Annotated in this window: 16 protein-coding genes; 4 read left to right on the plus strand and 12 right to left on the minus strand. The window is 65.1% G+C overall.

Annotated features, from left to right (window positions below; translation table 11 throughout):
• Nucleotides 1–17 precede the first annotated feature (17 nt).
• On the plus strand, nucleotides 18–935 hold the full coding sequence (locus tag ACSQ3S_RS24980) for a LysR substrate-binding domain-containing protein (protein ID WP_176651997.1): 918 nt from the start codon (nucleotides 18–20) through the stop codon (nucleotides 933–935).
• Here ACSQ3S_RS24980 and ACSQ3S_RS24985 read toward each other — a convergent pair.
• The 4 genes from ACSQ3S_RS24985 to ACSQ3S_RS25000 form a co-directional block, all read right to left on the minus strand.
• On the minus strand, nucleotides 895–1965 hold the full coding sequence (locus ACSQ3S_RS24985; protein WP_436145075.1) for a patatin-like phospholipase family protein: 1071 nt from the start codon (nucleotides 1963–1965) through the stop codon (nucleotides 895–897). The genes ACSQ3S_RS24980 and ACSQ3S_RS24985 overlap by 41 nt on opposite strands.
• A 116-nt stretch (nucleotides 1966–2081) precedes the next feature.
• Nucleotides 2082–3545: a catalase gene (locus ACSQ3S_RS24990; protein ID WP_436144098.1), complete on the minus strand. Its 1464-nt coding sequence runs from the start codon at nucleotides 3543–3545 to the stop codon at nucleotides 2082–2084.
• Between the two features lie 196 nt (nucleotides 3546–3741).
• The gene (gene cphA / locus ACSQ3S_RS24995; RefSeq protein ID WP_436144099.1) at nucleotides 3742–6312 is read right to left on the minus strand and encodes a cyanophycin synthetase; all 2571 of its coding nucleotides are present in this window, start codon (nucleotides 6310–6312) and stop codon (nucleotides 3742–3744) included.
• Between the two features lie 27 nt (nucleotides 6313–6339).
• Nucleotides 6340–8517 (minus strand): cyanophycin synthetase, encoded by a 2178-nt coding sequence (locus ACSQ3S_RS25000; RefSeq protein ID WP_413448503.1) that lies wholly within the window; start codon nucleotides 8515–8517, stop codon nucleotides 6340–6342.
• Between the two features lie 262 nt (nucleotides 8518–8779).
• Between ACSQ3S_RS25000 and ACSQ3S_RS25005 the strand changes: the two genes are divergently transcribed.
• The 3 genes from ACSQ3S_RS25005 to ACSQ3S_RS25015 all read left to right on the plus strand — a co-directional run bounded on the left by ACSQ3S_RS25005 (nucleotide 8780) and on the right by ACSQ3S_RS25015 (nucleotide 12253).
• On the plus strand, nucleotides 8780–11053 hold the full coding sequence (locus ACSQ3S_RS25005; protein WP_436144100.1) for an ABC transporter ATP-binding protein: 2274 nt from the start codon (nucleotides 8780–8782) through the stop codon (nucleotides 11051–11053).
• Between the two features lie 9 nt (nucleotides 11054–11062).
• Nucleotides 11063–11530 carry a DUF1854 domain-containing protein gene (locus ACSQ3S_RS25010; protein ID WP_176652003.1) on the plus strand — a complete coding sequence of 156 codons (468 nt, stop codon included), beginning with the start codon at nucleotides 11063–11065 and terminating at the stop codon, nucleotides 11528–11530.
• A 258-nt stretch (nucleotides 11531–11788) separates the two neighbouring features.
• Nucleotides 11789–12253: a hypothetical protein gene (locus ACSQ3S_RS25015; protein WP_413448501.1), complete on the plus strand. Its 465-nt coding sequence runs from the start codon at nucleotides 11789–11791 to the stop codon at nucleotides 12251–12253.
• A 15-nt stretch (nucleotides 12254–12268) separates the two neighbouring features.
• On the opposite strand, the gene ACSQ3S_RS25020 is transcribed toward ACSQ3S_RS25015, so the two are convergent.
• The 8 genes from ACSQ3S_RS25020 to ACSQ3S_RS25055 form a co-directional block, all read right to left on the minus strand.
• Nucleotides 12269–12892 (minus strand): 2OG-Fe(II) oxygenase, encoded by a 624-nt coding sequence (locus ACSQ3S_RS25020; protein ID WP_436144101.1) that lies wholly within the window; start codon nucleotides 12890–12892, stop codon nucleotides 12269–12271.
• A gap of 52 nt (nucleotides 12893–12944) precedes the next feature.
• Nucleotides 12945–14519: an oleate hydratase gene (locus tag ACSQ3S_RS25025; protein ID WP_436144102.1), complete on the minus strand. Its 1575-nt coding sequence runs from the start codon at nucleotides 14517–14519 to the stop codon at nucleotides 12945–12947.
• 162 nt (nucleotides 14520–14681) lie between these two features.
• Nucleotides 14682–15971, minus strand: a complete 1290-nt coding sequence (locus tag ACSQ3S_RS25030; protein ID WP_176652007.1) for a sugar MFS transporter — start codon at nucleotides 15969–15971, stop codon at nucleotides 14682–14684.
• A gap of 21 nt (nucleotides 15972–15992) precedes the next feature.
• Complete coding sequence (locus tag ACSQ3S_RS25035; protein ID WP_436144103.1) at nucleotides 15993–18515, minus strand: glycoside hydrolase family 3 N-terminal domain-containing protein; 2523 nt, start codon at nucleotides 18513–18515, stop codon at nucleotides 15993–15995.
• 98 nt (nucleotides 18516–18613) lie between these two features.
• Nucleotides 18614–19978: a GH1 family beta-glucosidase gene (locus ACSQ3S_RS25040; RefSeq protein WP_353402738.1), complete on the minus strand. Its 1365-nt coding sequence runs from the start codon at nucleotides 19976–19978 to the stop codon at nucleotides 18614–18616.
• 9 nt (nucleotides 19979–19987) lie between these two features.
• The gene (locus ACSQ3S_RS25045) at nucleotides 19988–21301 is read right to left on the minus strand and encodes a glycoside hydrolase family 5 protein (RefSeq protein WP_436144104.1); all 1314 of its coding nucleotides are present in this window, start codon (nucleotides 21299–21301) and stop codon (nucleotides 19988–19990) included.
• A 75-nt stretch (nucleotides 21302–21376) separates the two neighbouring features.
• Nucleotides 21377–22402, minus strand: coding sequence for a LacI family DNA-binding transcriptional regulator (locus tag ACSQ3S_RS25050; protein WP_176652011.1), 1026 nt, complete (start codon nucleotides 22400–22402; stop codon nucleotides 21377–21379).
• A 60-nt stretch (nucleotides 22403–22462) separates the two neighbouring features.
• Nucleotides 22463–23734, minus strand: coding sequence for an ABC transporter substrate-binding protein (locus ACSQ3S_RS25055; protein ID WP_436144105.1), 1272 nt, complete (start codon nucleotides 23732–23734; stop codon nucleotides 22463–22465).
• Nucleotides 23735–23823 lie beyond the last annotated feature (89 nt).

Genomic DNA, 23823 nt, shown 5'->3' on the forward strand with positions numbered 1-23823 from the left:
TTCCAGTCGTTTTATTCATGGACATCCGCTCGCTGCGCTACTTCATTGAAACCGTCCGCCTGAACAGCTTCACGCAGGCGGCCGAATCGCTGCACGTCACGCAGTCGACCATCAGCAAGATGGTGCGCCAGCTGGAGGAGGAACTGGGCGCGCAGCTGCTGATACGCGAAGGCCGCAAGCTGACGCTGACCGACACCGGCGGCGTGGTCTACGCGCGCGGCGAGGAGATGCTGGCCACCATGAGCCGCCTGACGGCGGAAGTGCGCGATACGCAGGCGATGGAGCGCGGCCGGCTCACGGTCGGCATCCCGCCGATGATCAACCTGTTGTTCACGCCCGTACTGAAGGCCTTCCGCCAACGCCACCCGAACATCGCGCTGACCTTGCAGGAAGACGCCGGCCAGGAGATCGAGCGCCAGGTGGCGCTGGGCGAACTGGAAATCGGCATGACGGTGCTGCCGGCCGATCCGCTGCTGGGGTTGCAAACGGCGCCCATCGCCAGCTACCCGATCTGGGCGCTGGCCGCGCGCGGCACGTTCCAGAAGAGCCGCAGCACGCTCACGCTCAAGGCATTGGCCAAGACGCCGCTGGTGCTGCTGAAGGACGATTTCGCCATGACCCGCAGCCTGCGCAAGGCCTTCGGCGACGCCGGCTTCGAACCGAGCATCGCCGCGCAAAGCGGCCAGTGGGACTGGCTGGTGGCAATGGCATCGGCCGGCATGGGCGTGGCGCTGCTGCCCGAGCCGTTCATCCACCGGCTGGCGATCGGCCAGATGGATGCGGTGCGGCTGACCGATCCCGGCCTGCAATGGCAGCCGGCGCATGTGTGGCGCGGCAGCTACCTGTCCCACGCGGCGCGCGCGTGGCTGGAGGTATGCCGCGATGTGCTGGGCACTACCGCGCCGGCAGCTCGTGGATCGCGATCCCCTCGATAGGATCGATCTCCCTGTCCCACGGCCGCAGTGCGATGAAGCGCTTGGTATCCTCGTAGCCGGCCTGCCAGCGGGCGCGGATGCCGGCCGCGCTGAAGTCGATGTCCTTGGTGTGGTCCTCGTTGCCGACGCGCGGCGCCTTCAGCGACACCACGTGCATGGTGGTGCCGCAGCCCCAGGCGGCCAGTTCGCGCACCTCTTCCGACATCGCCGCCTCATCCGACAGGTGCAGCGTCAGCTGGCGGATCACGTGGCGCAGCCGGTGCAGCTTGCGCTGCTGTTCGATATTGCTGGCGCGGCTGGCGTACTGGATCTCCTTGTGCTTGTCCAGCACCTGCATCATGCTTTGCGGCTCGCTGCCGTCGGGGTTCCACACCTGCACCGAGAAGATCACCGAACTGCGGCGCGGCTCGTCGTCCAGCACCGCCTCGATCGGCGTGTTGGAATAAATGCCGCCGTCCCAGTATGGCTCGCCGTCGATGCGCACGGCGGGAAAGGCCGGCGGCAGCGCGCCGGACGCCATCACGTGCAAGGCGCCCAGCGGCTCCTTGCGGCTGTCGAAATAGCGCATGCCGCCGGTGCGCGCGTTGACGGCGCCGACGGTGAGCCGCGTGTGCTTCGCGTTGATGTAGTCGAAATCGACCAGCGTATCGAGCGTGGTGCGCAGCGGCGCGGTCTGGTAAAAGGATGCCTGCTCGATGCCGACCCTGGCGTCCGGATTCCACCACGACGACAGGTTCGGTTCGAAGAAGGCGGGAATGCCCTGGCCCACCGTCAAGGCATTGGCGAAGGCGCGCGGCAGGAGCGAAAAGCCCAGCGCGTTCTGCTCCATGCGGTGCCAGAACTGGCGCAGCCGGTCCAGCCGGTAGCGCGGGTCGTTGCCGGCGATGATGGCGCCGTTGATGGCGCCGATCGACGTGCCGATCACCCAGTCCGGCTCGACGCCGGCTTCGTGCATGGCTTGATAGACGCCCAGCTGGTAGGCGCCCAGGGCACCGCCGCCCTGCAGGACCAGCACAACCTGGCCCGGCATGGACGGCGATGCCGAAGGTGACGACGGACGGACGGGGGTACGATTCAAATCGGATCTCCACGGTGCACTGCAACATGGAGATTGTAGTGCACTTCCCCGCCGTCCGCAGCCGCTCTTTAGCCCAGGGTCACGCCACGTGCCTTGAGCGCTGCGCGCACGCCGGCGCCGTAGGCCGGATCGGCCTTGTCGAAGTGGCCCAGCTGGCGCTCGATGATCTCGGCGCTGACCTGGCTCAATGGACCGGCGATGTTGTTGAACAGGTTGCGCTGTTCCTGTGCCGGCATCAGGCGGAACAGGTTGCCGGCCTGCGTGTAATCGTCTTCCTTGCCGCGGCCGTCGTAGCGGGCCGCGCCGCCGTGCAGCGCCAGCGCCGGCTCGCCGTGGCCGAGGCCTTGCGGATTGCTGCCGCCGGCGTCGACCGCCGCGTAGTTCTGCGCCGAGCCGCCGTTGGAGATCGCCATCGCACCGTCGCGCTGCTGGTTGTGGAACGGGCAGCGCGGCGCGTTCACCGGCAGGTGCTGGTGGTTGGTGCCGACGCGGTACAGTTGCGCGTCGTGGTAGGCGAACAGGCGCGCCTGCAGCATCTTGTCCGGCGAGTAGCCCATGCCCGGCACGATGTTGGCCGGCGACAGCGCGGCCTGCTCGACTTCGGCGTGGTAGTTCAGCGGATTGCGGTTCAGCTCAAACACGCCGACCGGGATCAGCGGGAAATCCTTGTGCGGCCAGACCTTGGTCAGGTCGAACGGATTCCAGCCGGTGCGCGCTTCCCACGCCGCCAGTTCGGCCTCGGTGGCCACCTGCAGCCTGACGTCCCACTGCGGGAAGTCGCCGGCGGCGATGGCGCCGAACAGGTCGCGCTGCGCGTAGTCGGGATCTTCGCCGGCGATGCGGGTGGCGACGTCGGCGGGCAGGTTCTTGATGCCCTGCTTGGTCTTCAGGTGCCACTTGACGTAGACGCGCTCGCCGGCGGCGTTGATCAGGCTGAAGGTGTGGCTGCCGAAACCGTCCATGTGGCGGTAGCCGTCCGGCGTGCCACGGTCGGAGAACAGCATCGTCACCTGGTGCAGGCTTTCCGGCGCCTTGCTCCAGAAGTCGAACATCATGGTCGGCGATTTCAGGTTGGTCTGCGGATCGCGCTTTTGCGTGTGGATGAAGTCGGGAAACTTGATGCCGTCCTTGATGAAGAACATCGGCGTGTTATTGCCGACCAGGTCCCAGTTGCCTTCCTCGGTATAGAAGCGCATGGCGAAGCCGCGCGGATCGCGTTCGGTGTCGGCGCTGCCCTTCTCGCCGCCGACGGTGGAGAAGCGCACGAAGGTGTCGGTCTTCTTGCCCACCTCGGAGAACAGCTTGGCCTTGGTGTAGCGGGTGATGTCGTGGGTGACGGTGAAGGTGCCGTAGGCGCCCGAGCCCTTGGCATGGACGACGCGCTCGGGAATGCGCTCGCGGTTGAAGTGCTGGAGTTTCTCGATCAGGTGGAAGTCCTGCAACAGCAAAGGACCGCGTTCGCCGGCGCTGGCCGAATTCTGGTTGTCGGCGACTGGGATGCCGGAGGCGGTGGTAATCGGTGGCTGACTCATGGCTATAACTCCTCGTTGTTCGATAGGGTGAAACTATTCTACCGAGACAACGCCATAAATAAAATCTATATATATCTATGGAATTGATAGCCAAAAACAATCCGGGGTCAGATCCGACATTTGGACACGAGCTCTGCTGTAGCGGCTGCTACAGCAGAGCTCGTGTCCAAATGTCGGATCTGACCCCGGATTGGACTTACGCTTCCTTGATGCGCTTGGCGATGTGGGCCAGGGCGTCCTCCACCTGGTCGATCAGGATCAGGCACAGGTCGCCCTCCTGCAGGCGCCCCATCGCGGTATCGATGGCGAGGAACTCGCCGTAGATCTCCTGGATGTGGGTGGTGCGCGGCGCGCCGTTCAGGCCCGAACGCAGCAACCCCACCACCTCGCCGTCGACGCGGCCGCGCTGGCACGCGTCTTCGTACAGGATCACGTCGTCGAACGCGCGGCCGAGGATCTCGGTCTGCTGCGTGATGTCCTGGTCGCGGCGGTCGCCGGCGCCGGAAATCACCACCGAGCGGCGCTTGGCCGGCATCGTCTCCACCGCCTGCACCAACGCCAGGATGGCGTCCGGATTGTGGCCGTAGTCGGCGATCAGCGTCGCGCCCTTGTAGTCGAACACGTTGAAACGGCCCGGCGCATTGTCCGAATCGTTGGCGAAGGTCTTCAGGCCGAGACGGATCGCGTCCCAGCTGATGCCCACGCCCCACGCCGCCGCCACCGCCGCCATCACGTTCTCCACCTGGAAGCCGATGGCGCCGTTGCGGGTGATCGGCACCATGGACAGCGCGATCTTGTTCAATTCCTTGCCTTCCGCGGCGACGATTTGGCCGTCCTCCACGTACACGGTGCGGCAGCCCTGCGCCAGGTGCGTGGCGATCACCGGATGGCCACGGTCGGCGCCGAAGAAGATCACCTTGCCGCGGCAGTTGGCCGCCATGCCGGCGACGATAGGATCGATCGCGTTCAGCACCGCGAAGCCGCTCTCGGAAACGTTCTGCACGATCACGCGCTTCAGCACGGCCAGGTCTTCCACCGTGGTGATGTAGTTCAGGCCGAGGTGGTCGCCGCTGCCGATGTTGGTCACCACGGCGACCTTGCAGCGGTCGAAGGCCAGGCCTTCGCGCAGCACGCCGCCGCGCGCGGTTTCGAACACCGCCGCGTCCACGTCCGGATGCAGCAGCACGTTGCGCGCGCTGCGCGGACCGCTGCAGTCGCCGCTGTCGGTCTGGCGGCCTTCGATGTAGACGCCGTCGGTATTGGTCATGCCGGTGCGCAGGCCGCTGGCGGTCAGCAGGTGCGCGATCAGGCGCACGGTCGTCGTCTTGCCGTTGGTGCCGGTGACCGCGACCACCGGAATGCGGCCGTCGTCGCCCGGCGCGAACATGGTGTTGACGATGGCCTCGCCCACCGCACGGCCCTTGCCGTACGACGGTGCGATGTGCATGCGCAGGCCGGGCGCGGCGTTCACTTCGACCACGCCGCCGCGCTGGTTCTCGATCGGTTGCAGCACGCCGTCGCAGACCACGTCGACGCCGCAGATATCGAGGCCGATCATCTGCGCCGCCTCCACCGCGCGCGCCGCCACTTCAGGGTGCACGTCGTCGGTGACGTCGGTGGCGGTGCCGCCGGTCGACAGGTTGGCGTTGTTGCGCAGGATGACACGCTGGCCCTTGCTCGGCACGGAGTCCGCCTCCAGGTCCTGCAGCGCCAGGCGCGCGATGGCGATGTCGTCGAAACGGATCTTGGTCAGCGAAGTCGAGTGGCCGCTGCCGCGGCGCGGATCGGCGTTGACGATGTTGACCAGCTCGCGCACCGTGTGCACGCCGTCGCCGACCACCTGCGGCGGATCGCGGCGCGCGGCCGCCACCAGCTTGTTGCCGATGACGAGCAGGCGGTAGTCGTGGCCCGGCAGGTAGCGCTCGACCATGATGTTGTCGCGGAATTCCTTCGCCGTGTGGAAGGCTTTTTCCATGTGCTCCTTCGACATCACGTTGACCGTGACGCCCTTGCCCTGGTTGCCGTCCTTCGGCTTGACCACCACCGGCAGGCCGATTTCCTGCGCCGCCGCCCAGGCATCCTCGGCGTCTTCCACCGTGCGGCCGATAGGCACCGGCACGCCGGCCGCGTGCAGCAGCTTCTTGGTCAGTTCCTTGTCCTGCGCGATCGATTCGCCGATGGCGCTGGTGGTGTCCATTTCGGCGGCCTGGATGCGCCGCTGGCGCGAGCCCCAGCCGAACATCACCATGCTGCCTTCGGTCAGGCGGCGGATCGGGATGTCGCGGGCGATGGCGGCGCTGACGATGGCGCCGGTGCTCGGGCCCAGGCGCACATCCTCGTCCAGGTCGCGCAATTCGTTCAGCGCGCCGGTCAGGTCGAACGGCGTGTCGGCCAGCGCGGCGTTGATCAGGTTGTGCGCCAGCGTCATCGCCAGGCGGCCCACCGCTTCCTCGCTGTACTCGACGACGGTCTGGTAGATGCCGTCTTCCAGCGTGGCCGTGGTGCGGCTGAAGGTGACCGGGCAGCCGGCTTGCGCCTGCAGGCTCAGGGCCGCCACTTCCAGCACGCGGGCCAGCGGCACGTCGTCGTCATGGCCGGTCGGGCGCAGCGCGCCGATGGCGGGGAAGCGCGCATGCAGGCGCTGCTCGAAACCGCGCAGCGAGGCGATCGAGCGCTCCTCGGGCGGGCACGATACGATGACCTCCACCGCGGTGTGGTGGCTCCAAAGATTCGGGCCGCGAAGGGCGCGGGTGCGGATGACTTCCATAAATCTGCTTGTTCTTTCAGTGATGTATCAGTGATGAGTTCGCTTCGGGTTCGCATCGAACGTGCGCAGGCCGGCGCCGATCAGTTCAGGCGTCAGGCCCAGCGCCCAGCCGGCGGCGATCGCGGCCAGCACGGCCTCCGGCGGCACCAGCGGCGACAGCGGCAGGCTGGCCGCTTCGTCGTAGCCTTGGGCGAGCACGATGCGGCTCATGTCCTTGTCCTGGCGCTGGAACACCACGCGCTTGCCATCCTGGCGATGCTGGGCGACGGCGGCCAGGTGCTCGTCGACGCCGTAGAAAATCACCTCGCCGTCGCACAGGTCGGCCATGTCCACCACTTGCGGATCGGCCGCGTTCAGCACCGCCACGCCGCTCGGCAGGATCACGTCGACCTGGGTGCGCAGCACGCCGTACAGCTTGTCGGCGCTGTCGATGTAAAACTCGCTCAGCTCTTCGAAGTCGCTGACGTCGGTGACCACGCCGACCGCGCACTTGTCGTAGGCCAGGCCTTCGGTCAGTATCATGCGGGCGCTGGCTTCGAACACGCCCGCTTCGACATTCTTGTTCAGCAGCAGCCGCTCGCCGGTTTCCCAGTCGCTGAAGCCGTCCTTGGGCAGCAGGCGGCCGTTGACGAACAGGCCGTCGGCGCAGGTCAGGCCGACCTTGCGGCCGCTGATCTGCAGCAGCCAGGCGATCAGGCGCGACGCCATCGTGGTGCCGTGCTTGCCCGCGATGCCGACGATAGGCATGCGCCCGCCCTCGTCCGGCGCGAACAGGTGGTCGACGATCGCTTCGCCGACGTTGCGCGGCTCGCCGCCGGCCGGCTTCAAATGGGCCAGCAAGCCGGGGCTGGCGTTGACTTCGATGATGGCGCCGCCCTGCTCCTGCAGCGGACGCGAAATGTCGGCGGCCACCACGTCGATGCCGGCGATGTCCAGGCCGACCACGCGCGCCGCCAGCGTCGCCATCGCGGCGACCTGCGGGTGCACCTTGTCGGTGACGTCGATGGCGACGTTGCCGTTCGGCTGGATCAGCACTTTCTGGCCGTCCTGCGGCACCGAGTACGCGGTCATGCCCTGGCGCTGCAGCTCGAGGATGATCTCGGCGCCATGCTGCGGCGCGATCTGGTTCAGCGGCGCGTCTTCGGTGGTGCCGCGGCGCGGATCGGTGTTGATCTGGCTGTCGCACAGTTCGATGATGTTGGATTTGCCGTCGCCGGTGACCCACAGCGACTCGCCGGCGGCGGCGGCCACCAGGCGCTTGCCGACCACCAGCAGGCGGTGCTCGTTGCCGGCGACGAAGCGCTCGACGATCACGCTCGTGCTGTCGCCCTTGCGCGCGGCCAGCGCGTACGCGGCGGTGACGTCGGCTTCGGTCATCAGGTTCAGCGACACGCCGCGGCCGTGGTTGCCGTCGTACGGCTTGACCACCACCGGCACGCCGATGTCCTGCGCCGCTTCCCAGGCCGCTTCGGCGCTGGTCACCAGTTCGCCCTCGGGCACCGGCACGCCGCACGAGGCCAGCAGCGACTTGGTCAGGTCCTTGTCGCTGGCGATGCCCTCGGCGATGGCGCTGGTCTGTTCGGTTTCGGCGGTCCAGATGCGGCGCTGGCGGGCGCCATGGCCCAGCTGCACCAGGTTGCCGTCGGTCAGGCGGATCGACGGGATCTTGCGCACGGTGGCGGCGTCGACGATGTTGGCGGTGCTCGGTCCCAGGCACAGCGACTCGACCATGTCGGTCAGCTCGGCCACGGTGGCGGCCAGGTCATAGGGCTTATCCTCGATCATCGCCATCAGCAGGTCGCGGCCGTGGGCCAGCGCGGCGCGGCCGACCTGCTCCTGGCGGGTGCGGAAGGCCATCTTGTACATGCCGGTGTTCTCGCCGATCTGGCGGGTCTTGCCGAAGCCGGTTTTCATGCCGGCCAGGTTTTGCAGTTCCAGCACCACGTGTTCGAGGATGTGGCCGGCATAGGTGCCGTCGCGCAAACGCTCCAGGAAACCGCCATGCTCGCCCACGCCGCAGCGGTGCACGATCAGGCCCGGCAGGACCGTCGTCAGGCGTTCATACAAGCCAGGCAACAAATTCGAGGGGAAATTCTCCAGCTCGCCAATGTCCAGCCACGCCTCGATCACCGGGCGATAAGTCCAGATGTTGGGCCCGCGCAAATGGGTTACGCGGAGAACTTCAATGTCTTTCTTCTTGATCATGTTTCTATTCTTGTATCTTTGTTATCAGCCGTGGCCAGCCCGCGCCGTATTTTAACCTCTGTACCACCACTGGTAGCCAAATTGCATTTGGCCGTCCCTGCGTGTGCGTTATACTTGCCGCCAACAAAACACTGGTTCATCTTGATTTCTGTCAAGGATGTAACAACTGACAGAATACCGTAAATAAAGCAGTTATATCAGACGCAACACCTACTAGTTCCACCTTTTGTTCCACCTTTTCTCCGCCGGAGTACGCTGCACGATGACAACAGAACAACTTTCCTCCAACTCCAGCCAGAGCGAGCTACCTGAGCGCTGGCGTTCCGAGATACAGGCACAACTTTCCCAAGGGGAAAACGTTGTAAGTGCCCTGGAGGTTGACTTGGATGAACAACTTCGTTTTTCCAAGGGGATAATTCTGGTCACCGGCACCCGTGTCCTGGCGCGCGCGCCGGGCCGCAACGACTGGCAAAGCTGGCCCTTCGACCACGACCTGGCGCTCCAACACCATGACCACGCCGGCGTCGGCCACCTGGAACTGATCAACGCCGGCGGCCGCCTGGGCGCCTGGCGCTTCACGCTGGGCCAGAACCTGCAGGCGATCCGCCTGGTCGAGCAGTTCGACGCCCACCGCGACAGCCACGCCACCGGCGTGCCGGTGCTGCGCGAAGAGAAAAACATCTGCCCGAGCTGCAAGGCGCCGCTCGAACCCGAGCAGGAGGAATGCCCGATCTGCACCAAGGTGGTCTACACGCCGCCGTCGACCTGGACCCTGTTCCGCCTGTGGCGCTTCGCCAAGCCGTACAAGCTGCCGCTGGGCTTCGGCTTCGCGCTGATGCTGCTGTCGACCGGCGCGCACATGATCCCGCCCTACCTGACCATCCCGCTGATGGACAATGTGCTGATCCCTTACCAGAACGGCAAGGCGGTCGATCCGATGATGGTGGCGCTGTACATGTCCGGCCTGGTGGCGTCGGCCGTGCTGGCGTGGATACTGGGCTGGGGCAAGACCTACGTGCTGGCGCTGGTGTCGGAGCGCATCGGCGCCGACCTGCGCACCGAGACCTACGACCACCTGCTGCGCCTGTCGCTGGAATACTTCGGCGGCAAGCGCACCGGCGACCTGATGTCGCGCATCGGCAGCGAGAGCGACCGCATCTGCGTGTTCCTGTCGCTGCACCTGCTCGACTTCGCGTCCGACTGCCTGATGATCATCATGACCGGCGTGATCCTGTTCTCCATCGATCCGTGGCTGGCCATCTTCACGCTGCTGCCGCTGCCGTTCATCGCCTGGCTGATCCACATGGTGCGCGACCGCCTGCGCACCGGCTTCGAGAAGATCGACCGCGTGTGGGGCGAGGTGACCAACGTGCTGGCCGACACCATCCCCGGCATCCGCGTGGTGAAGGCGTTTGCGCAGGAGTCGCGCGAAGCGGCGCGCTTCCGCACCGCCAACAAGCACAACCTGGCCGTCAACGACAAGCTCAATAAAATCTGGTCGCTGTTCTCGCCCACCGTGTCGTTCCTGACGGAGCTGGGGCTGCTGGTGATCTGGGTGTTCGGCATCTACCAGGTGTCCAAGGGCCACATCACCGTCGGCGTGCTGTCGGCGTTCATCGCGTATTCGAGCCGCTTCTACGGCCGCCTCGACTCGATGAGCCGCATCGTCTCGGTGACGCAGAAATCGGCGTCGGCCGCCAAGCGCATCTTCGACATCCTCGACCACGTGTCGTCGGTGCCCGAACCGGCCAATCCGGTCAAGCTGGCCAAGGTCGACGGCAACATCACCCTGCGCGAAGTGGGCTTCCGCTACGGTAACCGCGCCGTCAACCGCGGCATCAACCTCGATATCAAGGCCGGCGAAATGATCGGCCTGGTCGGCCATTCCGGTTCCGGCAAATCGACCCTGGTCAACCTGATCTGCCGCTTCTACGACGTGTCCGAAGGCGCGATCATGCTCGACGGCGTCGACATCCGCTCGTTCGCCGTGTCGGACTACCGCCGCAACATCGGCCTGGTGCTGCAGGAGCCGTTCCTGTTCTTCGGCACCATCGCCGAGAACCTGGCCTACGGCAAACCCGATGCGACCCGCGCCGAAATCATCGCCGCCGCGCGCGCCGCGCATGCGCACGAGTTCATCCTGCGCCTGCCGCAGGGCTACGACTCGATGGTCGGCGAGCGCGGCCAGGGCCTGTCCGGCGGCGAGCGCCAGCGCATCTCGATCGCCCGCGCGCTGCTGATCGATCCGAAGATCCTGATCCTCGACGAAGCCACCTCCTCGGTCGATTCCGAGACCGAGAAAGAGATCCAGCGCGCGCTGGAAAACCTGGTGCAGGGCCGCACCACGATCGCCATCGCGCACCGCCTGTCGACCTTGCAGAAGGCCGACCGCCTGGTGGTGCTCGACCGCGGCGTGGTGGTGGAAGAAGGCGCGCACGACGACCTGATGGCGCGCGAAGGCGCCTACTACCGCCTGTACCAGGCGCAGGCCCGCAACGTCGACACCGATCTGGACGACAGCGGCAGCAAGGAATAAGAGAACACTATGACGAGCAAATTTGAATTGGTACGCAATCCCTTCGGCCGGCTGGTGCTGACCACCACCGAGGGCGTGGTGCACGAAGGCGTGGCGCCGGTGCGCGCCTTCCCGGTGCAGGCGCCGACCGACGGCATCGCGCTGGTCAGCACCGACGGCAAGGAAGTCGGCTGGATCGACCGCATCGAAGACCTGCCGGCGGCGCAGGGCGAACTGGTACGCGAGGAATTGTCGGGACGCGAGTTCATGCCGGAGATCGCGCGCATCAACAGCGTGACCAGCTACGCCACGCCGTGCACCTGGTCGGTGGCGACCGACCGCGGCGACACCGAGTTCGTGCTGCGCGGCGAGGAGGACATCCGCCGCCTGACGGTGGACACGCTGCTGGTCTCCGACATCCACGGCATCCACTACCTGATCCGCGACGTCCGCGAACTGGACAAGCACAGCAAGAAAATCCTCGACCGCTTCCTGTAAGCGCGTCAGCCGTCGCCGGATTGTTTCCGGCGGCGTCCTCCCCACCGGCCCAGCCCGGCATACTCCTGATACAGCACAAAGCGGCCTCAAAGAGCGCCCGCATGATGGAATCGTGCGCCCGTCGATACGGGCCGGAAGGGCCTACAATGAAACTCCCGGAACCGAAATCCTTTGTGCCGCCTCGCTCGATTCCAAAACCGAAGCGCAAGAAGCCCAAGCCTCGACCAAAGCAGCCTCAGCCGAAGAAAGGGGATTAAGATGAAACCAGACAAGGAGCAACTGCAGATTGAACTGCGCTATGCCCAGCGCGTCGGCCAGCGCAGCGTGCGCTTCTATCGACGGATTCAGACTACCTTAACATTTATAAGCATGCTGGCCGGCAGCAGCGCGATTGCTGCAATTGCCGCGCAAATGCCGATGGCCGCCACGTGGATGATGGCCGCGTTTGCCATTTTTGGCATTCTCAATTTCGCCATAAGACCGGCGGAAAAAATCGCCGCACTACATTCGGACGTCCGAAAGTACGCGGCGCTGATCGCCAAGTCCGACAACCTCGACGCTGCCGCGATCCAACATCTGCTACACGAGGCAAGGCAGACCGATTCGGAAGAAATTGAACCACTACGCGCAGTCGCGTACAACGATGTCATGCTGGAAATCGACGAAACCGACTCGCTGATTCCGCTGACACCCATGCAGAAACTAATGAGCGCGCTGGCCTGAGCCGTATCTCAAAATCTAGTGCGGCCGGCGGCGGAACCAGCCGGCCAGCGACAGACGGTCGCGCGTGGCCGGCAGCACTTCATGCGGCATGTCGGCCGACAGGAACAACACCAGCCGGCTGCCCATCGGCGCGATGTCGTTGACGGGCGCGTCCAGCGGATGCAGACGCAGGGCGCCGCCCTGCTCCAGCCGCCAATCCGGGTTCAGATAAATCACCACCGAGACGGTGCGCAAATCGTCATCCTGAAAACGGTCCAGATGCTTGTGGTAGGCGGCACCGGGCGCGTACAGCGCGAAGTGGCTTTCGTAGCTGTCGAGCCCCAGGAAGAACTCGCGGTTCAGCGCCAGGCGCAGCGATTCCATGATCGCCAGATAACGGTCGCAGGCGTCGGAGCGGCCCGCCTCCAGCCACAGGATGCGGTCGCCCCGTATGTCGGCGCGCACCGCCTGCGCGGCGCCACGCCCGACGGCGGCGAACGCCAGCGCGCCCTCCGCCGCCTCGACACGGCATTCGGCGGCCAGCGCCAGCGTCAGTTCATCTGATAAAAACAGGTTCTGCTGCGACCAGCCATGCAAGGCCAGTCCATCCAGCGTCAGTTGATGCAGGCCGGCGGCCGGGGTGGGGAGTTCGATAGGCATGGGACTCCTGGTGAACGACCATGGTAACACCCGCGCGCCGCCGTGGATCGCCTTATTTGAAGGCCTTGACGGCCGCGTCGAATTTCACCTTCAGCGACTGATCATGGTGGCTGACGGGCGGCACCTCGCGTTTGATGTCGAGCAGCTGGTAGACCGCCATCTGCGCCGCGCGCACCGAATACTCGACCGTGAACACCACATCTTCCGGCACCTCGACAAACTGGCTGACAAAGGCCAGGTTGCGCGAGTTCGGCGGCACCGGCAGCGGACGGTCGCTCTTAAAGCGCGGCATGAACATGCTGGTGATGTAAGGCATGCGGCACGGTATGCAGTTCGCCGCGGCGAACACTTCCGCCATGTCGAAATTCAGGTGTCCGCACAGCTCGCGCAGGATTTCCTCGCCGCTGCAATCGGCCATCGGCTTGGCGACAAAATCGCCGATGCGGTCCGGATGCAGCGCATAACCCCAGAACACCTGCACGCCCTCCGGCTGGCCCGCGAAATGCGGCTGGTGCGCCAGCACCACCGACAGCAGCCAGTTCGAATCCTTGAACGTCACCAGGCCGCCGGTGCCGGCGACGTTGCCGCTAAACTGCTGCATCTTGTTGAAAAACGCGGGATCCTTCAGCGTGACGGTGAACGACTCCCACCACGATTCGGAAACGCTGGAATTGAACGCCGCCGGATTGCCAAACTGCGGACGGTCCACCGCCAGCTTTTCCCACAAGGCCCAGCCCTGGCTGTCGCGCTTGTCCAGCTTGGGCGGGGCGCTGTGCATGCTGCCGTAGCTCGACGCATCGGTCATCGAACCGTTCTGGAAGAACACCAGGTCATGCGGACCGACGGCGATGGTTTCGGTTTCGCCGTTGCGCACGCAGCGCAGCGAGGTCGCGGTCAAGGTGCCGCCCTCCTCCATCACGGCGATATCGTCCACCTTGCAGTTGTGGACCACCTGCACGCCCTGCTTTTGCAGCCAATCCTGCAAGGGCCGCACCAGCGAATCGTACTGGTTGTAGACGGTGCGCTTGACGCCGGCCAGCGTCTCGATGCGCGAGAACTCCATCATGAAGCGATGCAGGTAGCGCTTGAACTCCACCGCGCTGTGCCAGGGCTGGAAGGCGAACGTGGTGGCCCACATGTACCAGAATTTGGTGTCGAAGAATTCCGGCGACAGCCAGTCGGTGATGGCGCTGTTGCCGAGCGCTTCCTCATCGGCTTCGGCCAGCGCCAGCAGCTCGGTTCGGTCCTGCATGGAGAACCCCATCGACGTCACGTTCACGCGGAAGCGGTTGCGGTCGACCAGGCGCGCTTGCGAATGCGACTGGTGCATCTGGTTGAAGGCGATGGTCTCGTCGTAGACGCTTAGTCCTTCATGCTCCAGCGACGGGATGCTCTTGAACAGGTCCCACGTGCATTCGTAGTTGTCGGTGGTGAGCATGCGGCCGCCGCGCAGCGTATAGCCGGTGTCCGCATCACCGCCGCCGTCAAGGCTGCCGCCGGCCACCGGCATGGCCTCGAAGATGGTGATGTTGGCGCCGGCGATACCGCCGTCGCGGATCATGAACGCGGCCGCCGCCAGCGAACCGATGCCGCCGCCGACCAGGTATGCTTTGATGGGATTGCTCATGGAACCGCCCTTTTCATTGGATAGAGTTGCCATGATAGTGCTGCACGAGCTGTCAAAAATGTCGCACATTACCCGAAGGCATCAACTCCATGAGGCAGGTCAAAATTCCGATAAAAAAAGGCTCCCCGCAGGGAGCCTTCCGCAACCACCGCGCCGGGCGGATTATTTTTCCGAATACATATTGGCGTATTTCAGGCCGAAGTACAGGATGAAGGTGTAGCACGCGGCAGGCACCAGGAACGACAGCTGCAGGCTGATGTTATCGGCCAGCAGGCCTTGCGCGAACGGCACCAGCGCGCCGCCGACGATCGCCATGCACAGCACGCCCGAACCCTGGCCGGTCAATGGACCCAGCTTGTTCAGCGCCATCGAGAAGATGGTCGGGAACATGATGGAATTGAACAGCCCAACCGCCAGAATCGACCACATGGCCAGGTGGCCGCCGCTGAAGATCGCCACCAGCACCAGCACGATCACCGCCGCCGAGTTGAAGGCCAGCGCCTTGCCCGGGCTGACCGAGCGCATGACGGCGAAGCCGATGAAACGGCCGATCATCGCGCCGCCCCAGTAGTAGCTGACGAACGGCGCCGCGTCGGCGGCCGCCAGGCCCATCACTTTCGGGTCGCCCATGAAGTTGATCAGGAAGCTGCCGATACTGACCTCGCCGCCCACGTACAGGAAGATCGCCACGGCGCCGAGCACCAGGTGGCGGTGCTTCAGCACGGCCGACCAGCCGGCGCTCTCGCCGCCTGGTTGTTCAGCGTCGACGATCTTCGGCAGGCGCGCGAACGCGAACAGCACGGCCAGCGCCAGCAGCGCCAGCGCCAGCACCAGGTAAGGACCCTGCACGCTGGACGCTTCCTTGGCGTGGTAGGCCGCCTGCTCGACAGCGGGCAGCTTGGCCAGGTCGGCCGCGCTCAACACGCCGCCGGCCAGGATCAGCATGCCGCCCAGCGTAGGCGCCACGGTGGTGCCCAGCGAGTTGAAGGCCTGGGTCAGCGTCAGGCGGCTGGATGCCGTCTGCGGATCGCCCAGCACCGTCACATATGGATTGGCCGCCACCTGCAGGATGGTGATGCCGCCTGCCAGCACGAAGAAGGCGATCAGGAACAGCGTGTAGCCGCTGGTCGCCGCCGGATAGAACAGCGCGCAGCCGGCCGCCGCGATGGTCAGGCCGGCGACGGCGCCGTGCTGGTAGCCGATCTTCTTGATCAGCATACCGGCCGGCAGCGAGACGATGAAATAGGCGCCGAAGAAGCAGAACTGCACCAGCATGGCCTGCACGTAGGTTAATGTATAGACAGCCTTCAGGTGCGGGATCAGCACGTCGTTCAGGGACGTCAGCAGGCCCCACATGAAGAACAGGATGGTGACGATGACCAGCGGACCGGTGTTGCCGCCGGCCTGCGATTGGCTGCCCGCAACCGGGGCAGCTTGCGAATAATGTTCCATGCTTTTACTTTCTCCTGATTTTTATTTAAAGTCGCCGCACGCCAGCGCATCCTTGTCCCTGGCGGCGCCGCCAACGATCTGGATGTTGGCGAACGTCGCCGCGAACGGCGCATCGGCGGCCACGCTGAACGGCGTGCTCAAAGCCGCCGGCACCAGTCCCTTGGCGGTGAAGCACGACAGCGGAATCTTGACCGTCTGCTTGCCCTTGCCGGCCAAACGCTGGAACACGGCACCGGCATCCAACTCGGTGGTTTCGATACCGATATTGACCTTGCCCGCCGGCGCAGCCGACACGATAGCATCAAATTGCAGTGCACCGTCAGTACTTGCGAAGGCAGGCACCTTCAAGGCCTTGGAAGATTGTGCCTCCAGCTTCGCCGGACCGGTCCAGGTCAGGCGCTTGGCGTCCTGCTGGGTGTTGATCTGCGCGGTTTCGACTTTGACGGTCGGCAGGTTGAACACGGCGTTCAGGTCCGCGCCCAGCGGCACGCGCTTGTCGCCGCTGGTGACGTACAACGCGTAGGTCGAGCGGTCCGTCGGGCTGTACACCGACATGGACGTGGTCTTGCCGCAGCCGCCCGCGGGGAAGCTCGCGTCCAGCACCGGCACGGTCGCTTTGCTGGCGTAGTTCAAGCCGTAGCCGAATTTGAACAGCGGATCATACGAGGCATCGCCGACATTGAGCGGCGACTGGCAGGCCGACTTCGGCCACGAGAACGACAGCTTGCCGCGGAAGTCCGCGTTGACCTTGCCGTCCGCCTTGCGGAACAGGACGTCGGACACGCCCTTGCCCTCGGTGCCGGGCAGCCAGGCGGCGACGAAGCTGTCCGACAGGTTCAGCAGGTCATTGGTGTACAGCGGGCGACCGGACAGCAGCACCGTCACCACCGGCTTGCCCTTGCCCGACACGGCCTGCAGCACCGCCAGGTCTTCGGGATGGCGGCCGGACTCGCGCAGCGTGCCGGCCGGGCCGATGTCGCCGTCGCCTTCCGCGTACGGCGTCTCGCCGATGACCGCGATCACGGCGTCGAACTTGGAGACGTCCACGCCGGCGGCGTTTTCGCTGAAGGTGACGTTGTCCTTGCCGGCGGCGTCCTGGATGCCGGCCAGGATGGTGTCGCTGAACGGGTAGTCGCTGTTCTTGTTGTCGGTACCCTGCCACGTCAGCGACCAGCCACCGGACTGGTTGGCCATGTTGTCCGCGCTCTTGCCGACCACCAGTATCTTCCTGCCGCGCGCCAGCGGCAGCACGCCGCCGTTATTCTTCAGCAGCACCAGCGATTCGCGCACCGCCTGGCGCGCCAGGTCGCGCGCCTGCAGCGTTTCCTGCTTGCCGGCGTAGGCGTTCTGCGAAGGCTTCTTGCCATCGAACAGGCCGGTGCGCAGCTTCACGCGCAGGATGCGGGTCACCGCGTCGTCGATGCGCGACATCGGAATCTCGCCCTTTTCCACTTGCGCAATCGTGTTGGCGATGAAGGTCTTCCACTTTTCCGGCACCATCACCAGGTCGACGCCGGCGTTGATCGAGGCGGCGCAGCTGTCTTCTCCGCAGCCGGGCACTTCGGCGATGGCGTTCCAGTCGCTGACGACCAGGCCATCGAAGCCCATTTTGGTTTTCAGCGCGTCGGTCAGCAGCTCTTTACTGCCGTGCATCTTGCCGTGGTCGACGCCGCCCTTGACGTCGTTCCAGCTGTTGAAGGACGCCATCACCGTCTGCACGCCGGCCTGCAGCGCCGGGTAGTAGCCCTGCGCGTGGATGTTGATCATCTCCGACATCGTCGAGTGGTTCTCACCGCGGTCCTTGCCCTCGGCGGTGCCGCCGTCGCCGATGAAGTGCTTGGCGGTGGCGACCACGGTGCCGTCGCCTTTCAGGTCACCCTGCAGACCCTTGACGTAGACGCCCGCGTAGTCCTTGACGATGGCCGGATCTTCGGAGAAGCTTTCGTAGGTGCGCCCCCAGCGGTCGTCGCGCACCACGGCCAGCGTCGGCGCGAACACCCAGTCGATGCCGGTGGCGCGCACCGCCTTGGCGACCGACTTGGCCATCTCGCCGATCAGCTTCGCGTCGCGCGCGGCGCCGAGGCCGATGTTATGCGGGAACAGCGTGGCGCCGTACATATTGCTGTTGCCGTGCATGGCATCGATGCCCCAGATGACGGGGATCTGCACTTTCATGTCGGTGCTCATCGAGGCGTCGTAGTAGGCGTCGGCCAGTTTGACCCAGTCCGCCGCGCTGGCGTGCTTGTTCCCGTCCGGCCAGCTGCCGCCGCCGTTCAGCACGGAGCCGATGTAGTACTTGCGGATGTCTTCCGGCGTGCTGAATTTGATTTCAGGCTGCGTCATCTGGCCGATCTTCTGCGCCAGCGTCATGCCGGCGACGATCTCCTTGATGCGCGCCTCCATGGCCTTGTCCTGCTTGACGGCGCTGGTGATGTGCGGCCAGTCTTTCAACGGCGCCGACGGCGCGGCGGCGATGCTGGAGGCGCCCAGCGCCAGCGTGGCGGCCAATACGGCGCGGCGCAGGATGTGGTTATGATTGTTCATTAGGTGCTTGTCTCCGTTATTTGAATTGTCAGCTCGTCGTTCCCGCGCAAGCGGGAACCCATGCTGAGTATGGTTTCCCGCTTGCGCGGGAATGACGGTTACTCGCCTTGCAGGAAGGCGCTGTACCACTGGCCGCTTTGCTTGAGAATGCGGCGTTGTGTCGGGTAGTCGATATAGGTCAGGCCGAAGCGGCGCAGGTAGCCCTCCGCCCATTCGAAGTTATCCAGCAGGCTCCAGGCGAAATAGCCTTTGATCCTGCCGCCGGCGCCGATGGCGTCGCGCATCGCCGCCAGGTGGCGGATCAGGTAGTCGCGGCGCGCGGTGTCGTCGACGCTGCCGTCGGCCGACAGGTGATCGTCGTAGGACGAACCGTTCTCGGTCACGTACAGGTCTCCGGTCGGGTAGTCGCGCGCGATGCGCTCCAGCAGATCGACCAGCCCCTCAGGCGACACCTCCCAACCGAAGTCGGTACGCTGGCGGTCCTGCGGATACACGATGGAGGTGCGTAGCGGATACTGGTCCGGCGCGTCGGTCACCACTTCCGGGAAGTAGTAGTTCACGCCGAGGAAATCCATCTTGACGGCGATGGCGTCCATGTCGCCCGGCAGCACCTGCGGCGCGTCCTTGCCGACCAATTGCAACGCCTGTTCAGGATAGCCGCGGCCGTACAACGAATCGAGGAACCAGCGGTTGCGCAGCGCGTCATGACGCTGCACGGCTTCCTGGTCGGCGGCGCTGCTGGAGGCGGCCCTCACCGGATGCAGGCTCAGTGCGATGCCGACCTGCGCGCCCGGCACGTTGGCGCGGATCCGCGGCACCGCCAGGCCGTGCGACACCAGCACGTTGTGGCATACCTGCAGCGCGATCGGCAAACTCTTCTTGCCCGGCGCATGCATGCCGTCCCAGTTGCCGTGCATGGCAGTGCACCACGGCTCGTTGTGCGTGATCCAATGCTTGATGCGACCGCCCAGGTGTCTGGTCATGACGTCGACATATTGCAGGTAGGCGTCGATGGTGGCGCGGTTTTCCCATCCGCCCTGGTCCTGCAGGTACTGCGGCAGGTCCCAGTGGTACAGCGTGCACCACGGCTGCAGGCCGCGCGCCAGCATGCCGTCCACCAGCTTCGAATAAAACTCCAGTCCCTTGGGGTTAGGCTCGGCGTCCACGCCATTGAAGATGCGCGTCCAAGCGATCGAGAAGCGGTAGGAGTTGCAGCCCATCGACTTTGCCAGGTCCAGGTCTTCTTCCCAGCGATGATAGTGATCGCAGGCGACCGCGCCGGTCGAGCCGTCGCGCACCTTGCCCGGGGTTTCGCTGAAGGTGTCCCAGATCGACGGCACGCGGCCGTCGGTGGCTGCCGCGCCTTCGATCTGGTAGGCCGATGTCGACACGCCCCACAGGAAGTCGCTGGCAAAATCGGAACGCTGGATCGCCGTAGGCAGGTCGGTAAGAATCATGGTCATAGTTGGTTATTATTGTGCGAAGGGGGTAGGCGGGACTTTGGCGTTCATCCACTTGATGGCGGTTTGCTGCGGCTCGTACGGCACGCTGCCGAACAGGCGGAACAGGTTTTCGATCTCGGCCAGCGAGGCCTTGTTGAAATCGAGCTTGGGAATCTTTGCGCCCGGCGCGTTGGTCACCAGGCCCCAGGTGCCCTTGCCCTGGCCGCCCTTGTTCGACACCAGCTTGTAGGCCCAGGCGGTCGACGCCCAGCCGTTGGCGACATAGGTGTCGTAGGTGACGCGCGTGACCTGGCCGCCCAGTTCAGGGCCCATGAAGGCCCACGGCTGGAACTCGCCGATGAAGTAGGCGGTGTTCAGGCCTTCCTGCTTGGCCTTCCATTCGCAGACGCCGGTCTTCCCCGTCGGGCCGCACCGCAGCCAGTCGCGGTGCACGGCCACGCCGGGCTTGCCCCAGCCGAAATGGCCGGGATACGGATGCATCTCGAACGCCACGTTGACCTGGCCATGCTGGGACGGTTTGCCGTAGCCGTCTATGCCTTTGCTGTGGCCCGGCAGGATGATGACGTGGTTCTGGTCGACCTTGCGGATCTCGTTGTACAGCGCGCCCATGACCACGGCCAGGTTTTCCGGCGTGGTGCCCCATGGTTCGTTGAGGATGCTGTAGCCGGCGACGGCGCCACGGTCCTTGTAGCGCGCGGCGATCTGCTGCCACAGCCAGATGGTGCGCTCTTGATACTCCGGCGTGTCCCAGTATTGGTTCTTGCCGGCGCAGCCGCTGTGGTGCTCCCAGCCCTGGCTGCCGACGGCGCCGTGCAGGTCGAGGATCACGTACACGCCGCGCTTCTCGGCTTCGTCGATGGCGTTGTCCAGATAGCGCCAGGCGTCTGCGCGCAGGTGGCGCGGGTTCTTTTCGTCTTCGATGACGCTGTAGATGAACGGCAGGCGCACCAGGTTCAGGTTGAGCTTGGGCAGCATGTCCCAGTCGCGCGTGGTGATCCAGTTGTCGCGATACAGCCGGTACAGGCGCTCGCGTTCCGCGTAGCCGAAGCGCTTGTCCAGCACCGCCTCCAGCTTGCACTGGTCGTCGACGCCGGCGCTGCCCTGCCCCATCATCCAGAACTCCTGGATCAGGTAATTGCCGAGATTGACGCCGCGCAGCGCCGGCTGGCTGCCATCCGCCGCCAGCCACTTGCTGCCTTCGGTGTGCAGCATCGGCAGACTTGGCTGCGCCTGCGCAGGCGTCCCGCCCGTCTGGCCATGGGCGAGCGCCGCCAGCAGCGTCGTTGCCAGCCATGCGGACCTCAGCAATCTTGTTGTATGCATCCAGCGCCTCCGGTTGTGGAATCGTTTCCAATATACTGCAAAAAAAGAGCATGCGGCCAGCGCATACCCTGATTTTTACTCTTCTTTACCTGTGCCCGGCGCCCTTGCCAGCGAGGCCCGTTCCGTCACGTGCAAGCGGTAATCGCGCTCGACCGGACGGTCCATTTCGTAGCACTGGTTCAGCAGATAGTTCAAGCCGTTCAAGGTCATTTCACTCCACGGGATATGCACGCTGGTCAAGCCCGGCGCGGTGAATTCCGCGCTGTGCGTGTCGTCGTATCCCAGTACCGACACCTGCTCCGGCACCGCCACCCTGGCCCGGTGCAGGCAGGACAAGGCGCCCACCGCCATCTCGTCGTTGGCGCAAAACAGCGCCGTAAATTCGTAGCCCGACGCCAGCAGGTGCTCCGCGCACTCCCTGCCGCCCTCCGGCGAAAACTGGCCGTCCTCCATCCACACCCCGGCCGTATCGATGCCCGCCGCCGCCAGCTCCTCCATGAACGCGGCGATACGCGTCTGGTTGTCCGGCGCGGCCGCGCGGCCCGCGATCACGGCGATCTTCCGGTGGCCCAGCTCCAGCAGCGTGCGCGCCGCCAGCCGCCCGCCCGCGTCGTGATCAACGGTGAAGCACTGCTCCGGGATGCTGGCGAAATCGTGATTGATCACCACCACCTTGGACTGGTACGGTCCCAGCGCCACAAAATCCTCGTCCTCCAGCGAATTGCTCATCACGATCAAGCCGTCGCTGCCGCGCTCGATCAGGAAGTTCACGCCGTCCACCGCCTGTTGCCGCGCGTTGCCGTCGCCGACGCCGAAGGCCACCACCATGTTCAGGCCGGCCTCGCGCAGCGCCGTGTAAATCGACTGCAGGATCGGCGTGTAAAACGTCCCGCTCAGATACGGGATGTACACCCCGATCATCTGCGAGCTGCCCGACAACAGCGAGCGCGCCGCGTGCGACGGCCGGAAATCCAGCTCCTCGATCGCCTTGCGCACTTTTTCCAGCGTGTCCTGCGACACCGAGCCCTTGCCGCTGATGACGCGCGACGCGGTGCCGAGGCCTACTCCCGCCAGGCGGGCTACGTCTTTGATAGTTGCCACGTTTACCTTATCCGTTCAGTCTATGCGGCGGCAAGGATACCGCATCACGACCTGCCACGGCTAGTCCAGCAGCGCCGAGGCTATGCTTTTCTGCGCTTTCTCCACCGGCATGCGGGTATTCCAGAACGCCGTCAGCACGTCCTGCAGCGCGCCGTTCTGGTCCGGTGTCAGGAACACTTCGATCATGCCCACCTGGCGCGACTTGTCCTTCATGATGGCCATGCCGGCCTGCGCGCAGGCGTCCATCGACGACACGTCGATATCGCTGCGCACCGGCAGCGAGCCTTTGAGCTTGCTGAACTCCAGCTGCGCGGCCGGCGCCAGCATGGTCGTGGCCAGCAGCTTTTGCGCCTTGACCGCATCGGCGTTGGCGGTTTTCGGGAACACGAAGGCGTCGCCCTGGATCAGGTAGGGCACGGCCGGGCCCAGGCCGGCGATGCAGCCGTAGTCCTTGCCCGCGCTCTGTTTGGCGGCGGCGAATTCGCCCTTGGCCCAGTCGCCCATGATCTGCACGCCGGCCTTGCCGCTGATCAGCATGGCGGTGGCATCGTTCCAGTTGCGGTTGGGCGAACCGGCGTCGACATAGGTTTGCAGGCGCTTGAAGGCCAGCAGCACCTTCTTGAACGCCTCGGAATTGAGCGCCTTCGGATCGCGGTCGCGCAGGATCCGCAGGTACAGCTCCTTGCCGCCGACATTGGCCAGCATGGCCTGGAACAGGATGTTCTCCTGCCACGGCTGGCCCCCATGCGCCAGGCCGACCACGCCGGCCGCCTTCAGCTTGTCCAGCGCGGCGAACAGCTCGTCCGGGGTGGCCGGCTCTGTGGCGATGCCGGCCTTCTTGAACGCGGCCTTCGAATACCAGATCCAGGTCGACATGTGGATGTCGACCGGCAGCGCATAGTAATGGCCCTTGACGCGGATCACGTCCAGCATCGGCCCCGGCATCAGCTGGTCCCACTTGTCGCGCGCGGCGATATCGTCGACGTTGTTGAGCGAGCCCTGGTCGATCAGGTCGCGGAATTGCTTGGTGGTGTTGAACTGCGCGGCCGTCGGCGGATTGCCGCCGACGATGCGGTTGATGGCCACGGCCTTGGCCTGGTCGGCGCCGGCCACGGCAGTGTCGACCCAGACGCCGCCCGCCGCGCGGTAGGCCTCGGCGAACTTACGCACCGCGGCCGATTCGCTGCTGGACGTCCACCAATGCATCACCTCCGCCTTCGGCCCGGCCGCCGCGGCCTGGCTGGCGCCGGCCGCCGTCAGCAGCAGGGACAGCGACAGCGTCGTCAACAGGGAAGGGGCGGCGCGCGCGCCGGCCGTGCATTGCTTGCTCATCCAGTCTCCTTGGTCGCCGGTGTGTCCCGGCGCTTTTTATCTTGTGCTCGATCATACCGAAAAAAACCGGCGCCGCCCAAGGCGCCGGC

Source organism: Duganella sp. LjRoot269, assembly GCF_964254095.1.
Lineage (GTDB): Bacteria > Pseudomonadota > Gammaproteobacteria > Burkholderiales > Burkholderiaceae_D > Rugamonas > Rugamonas hordei.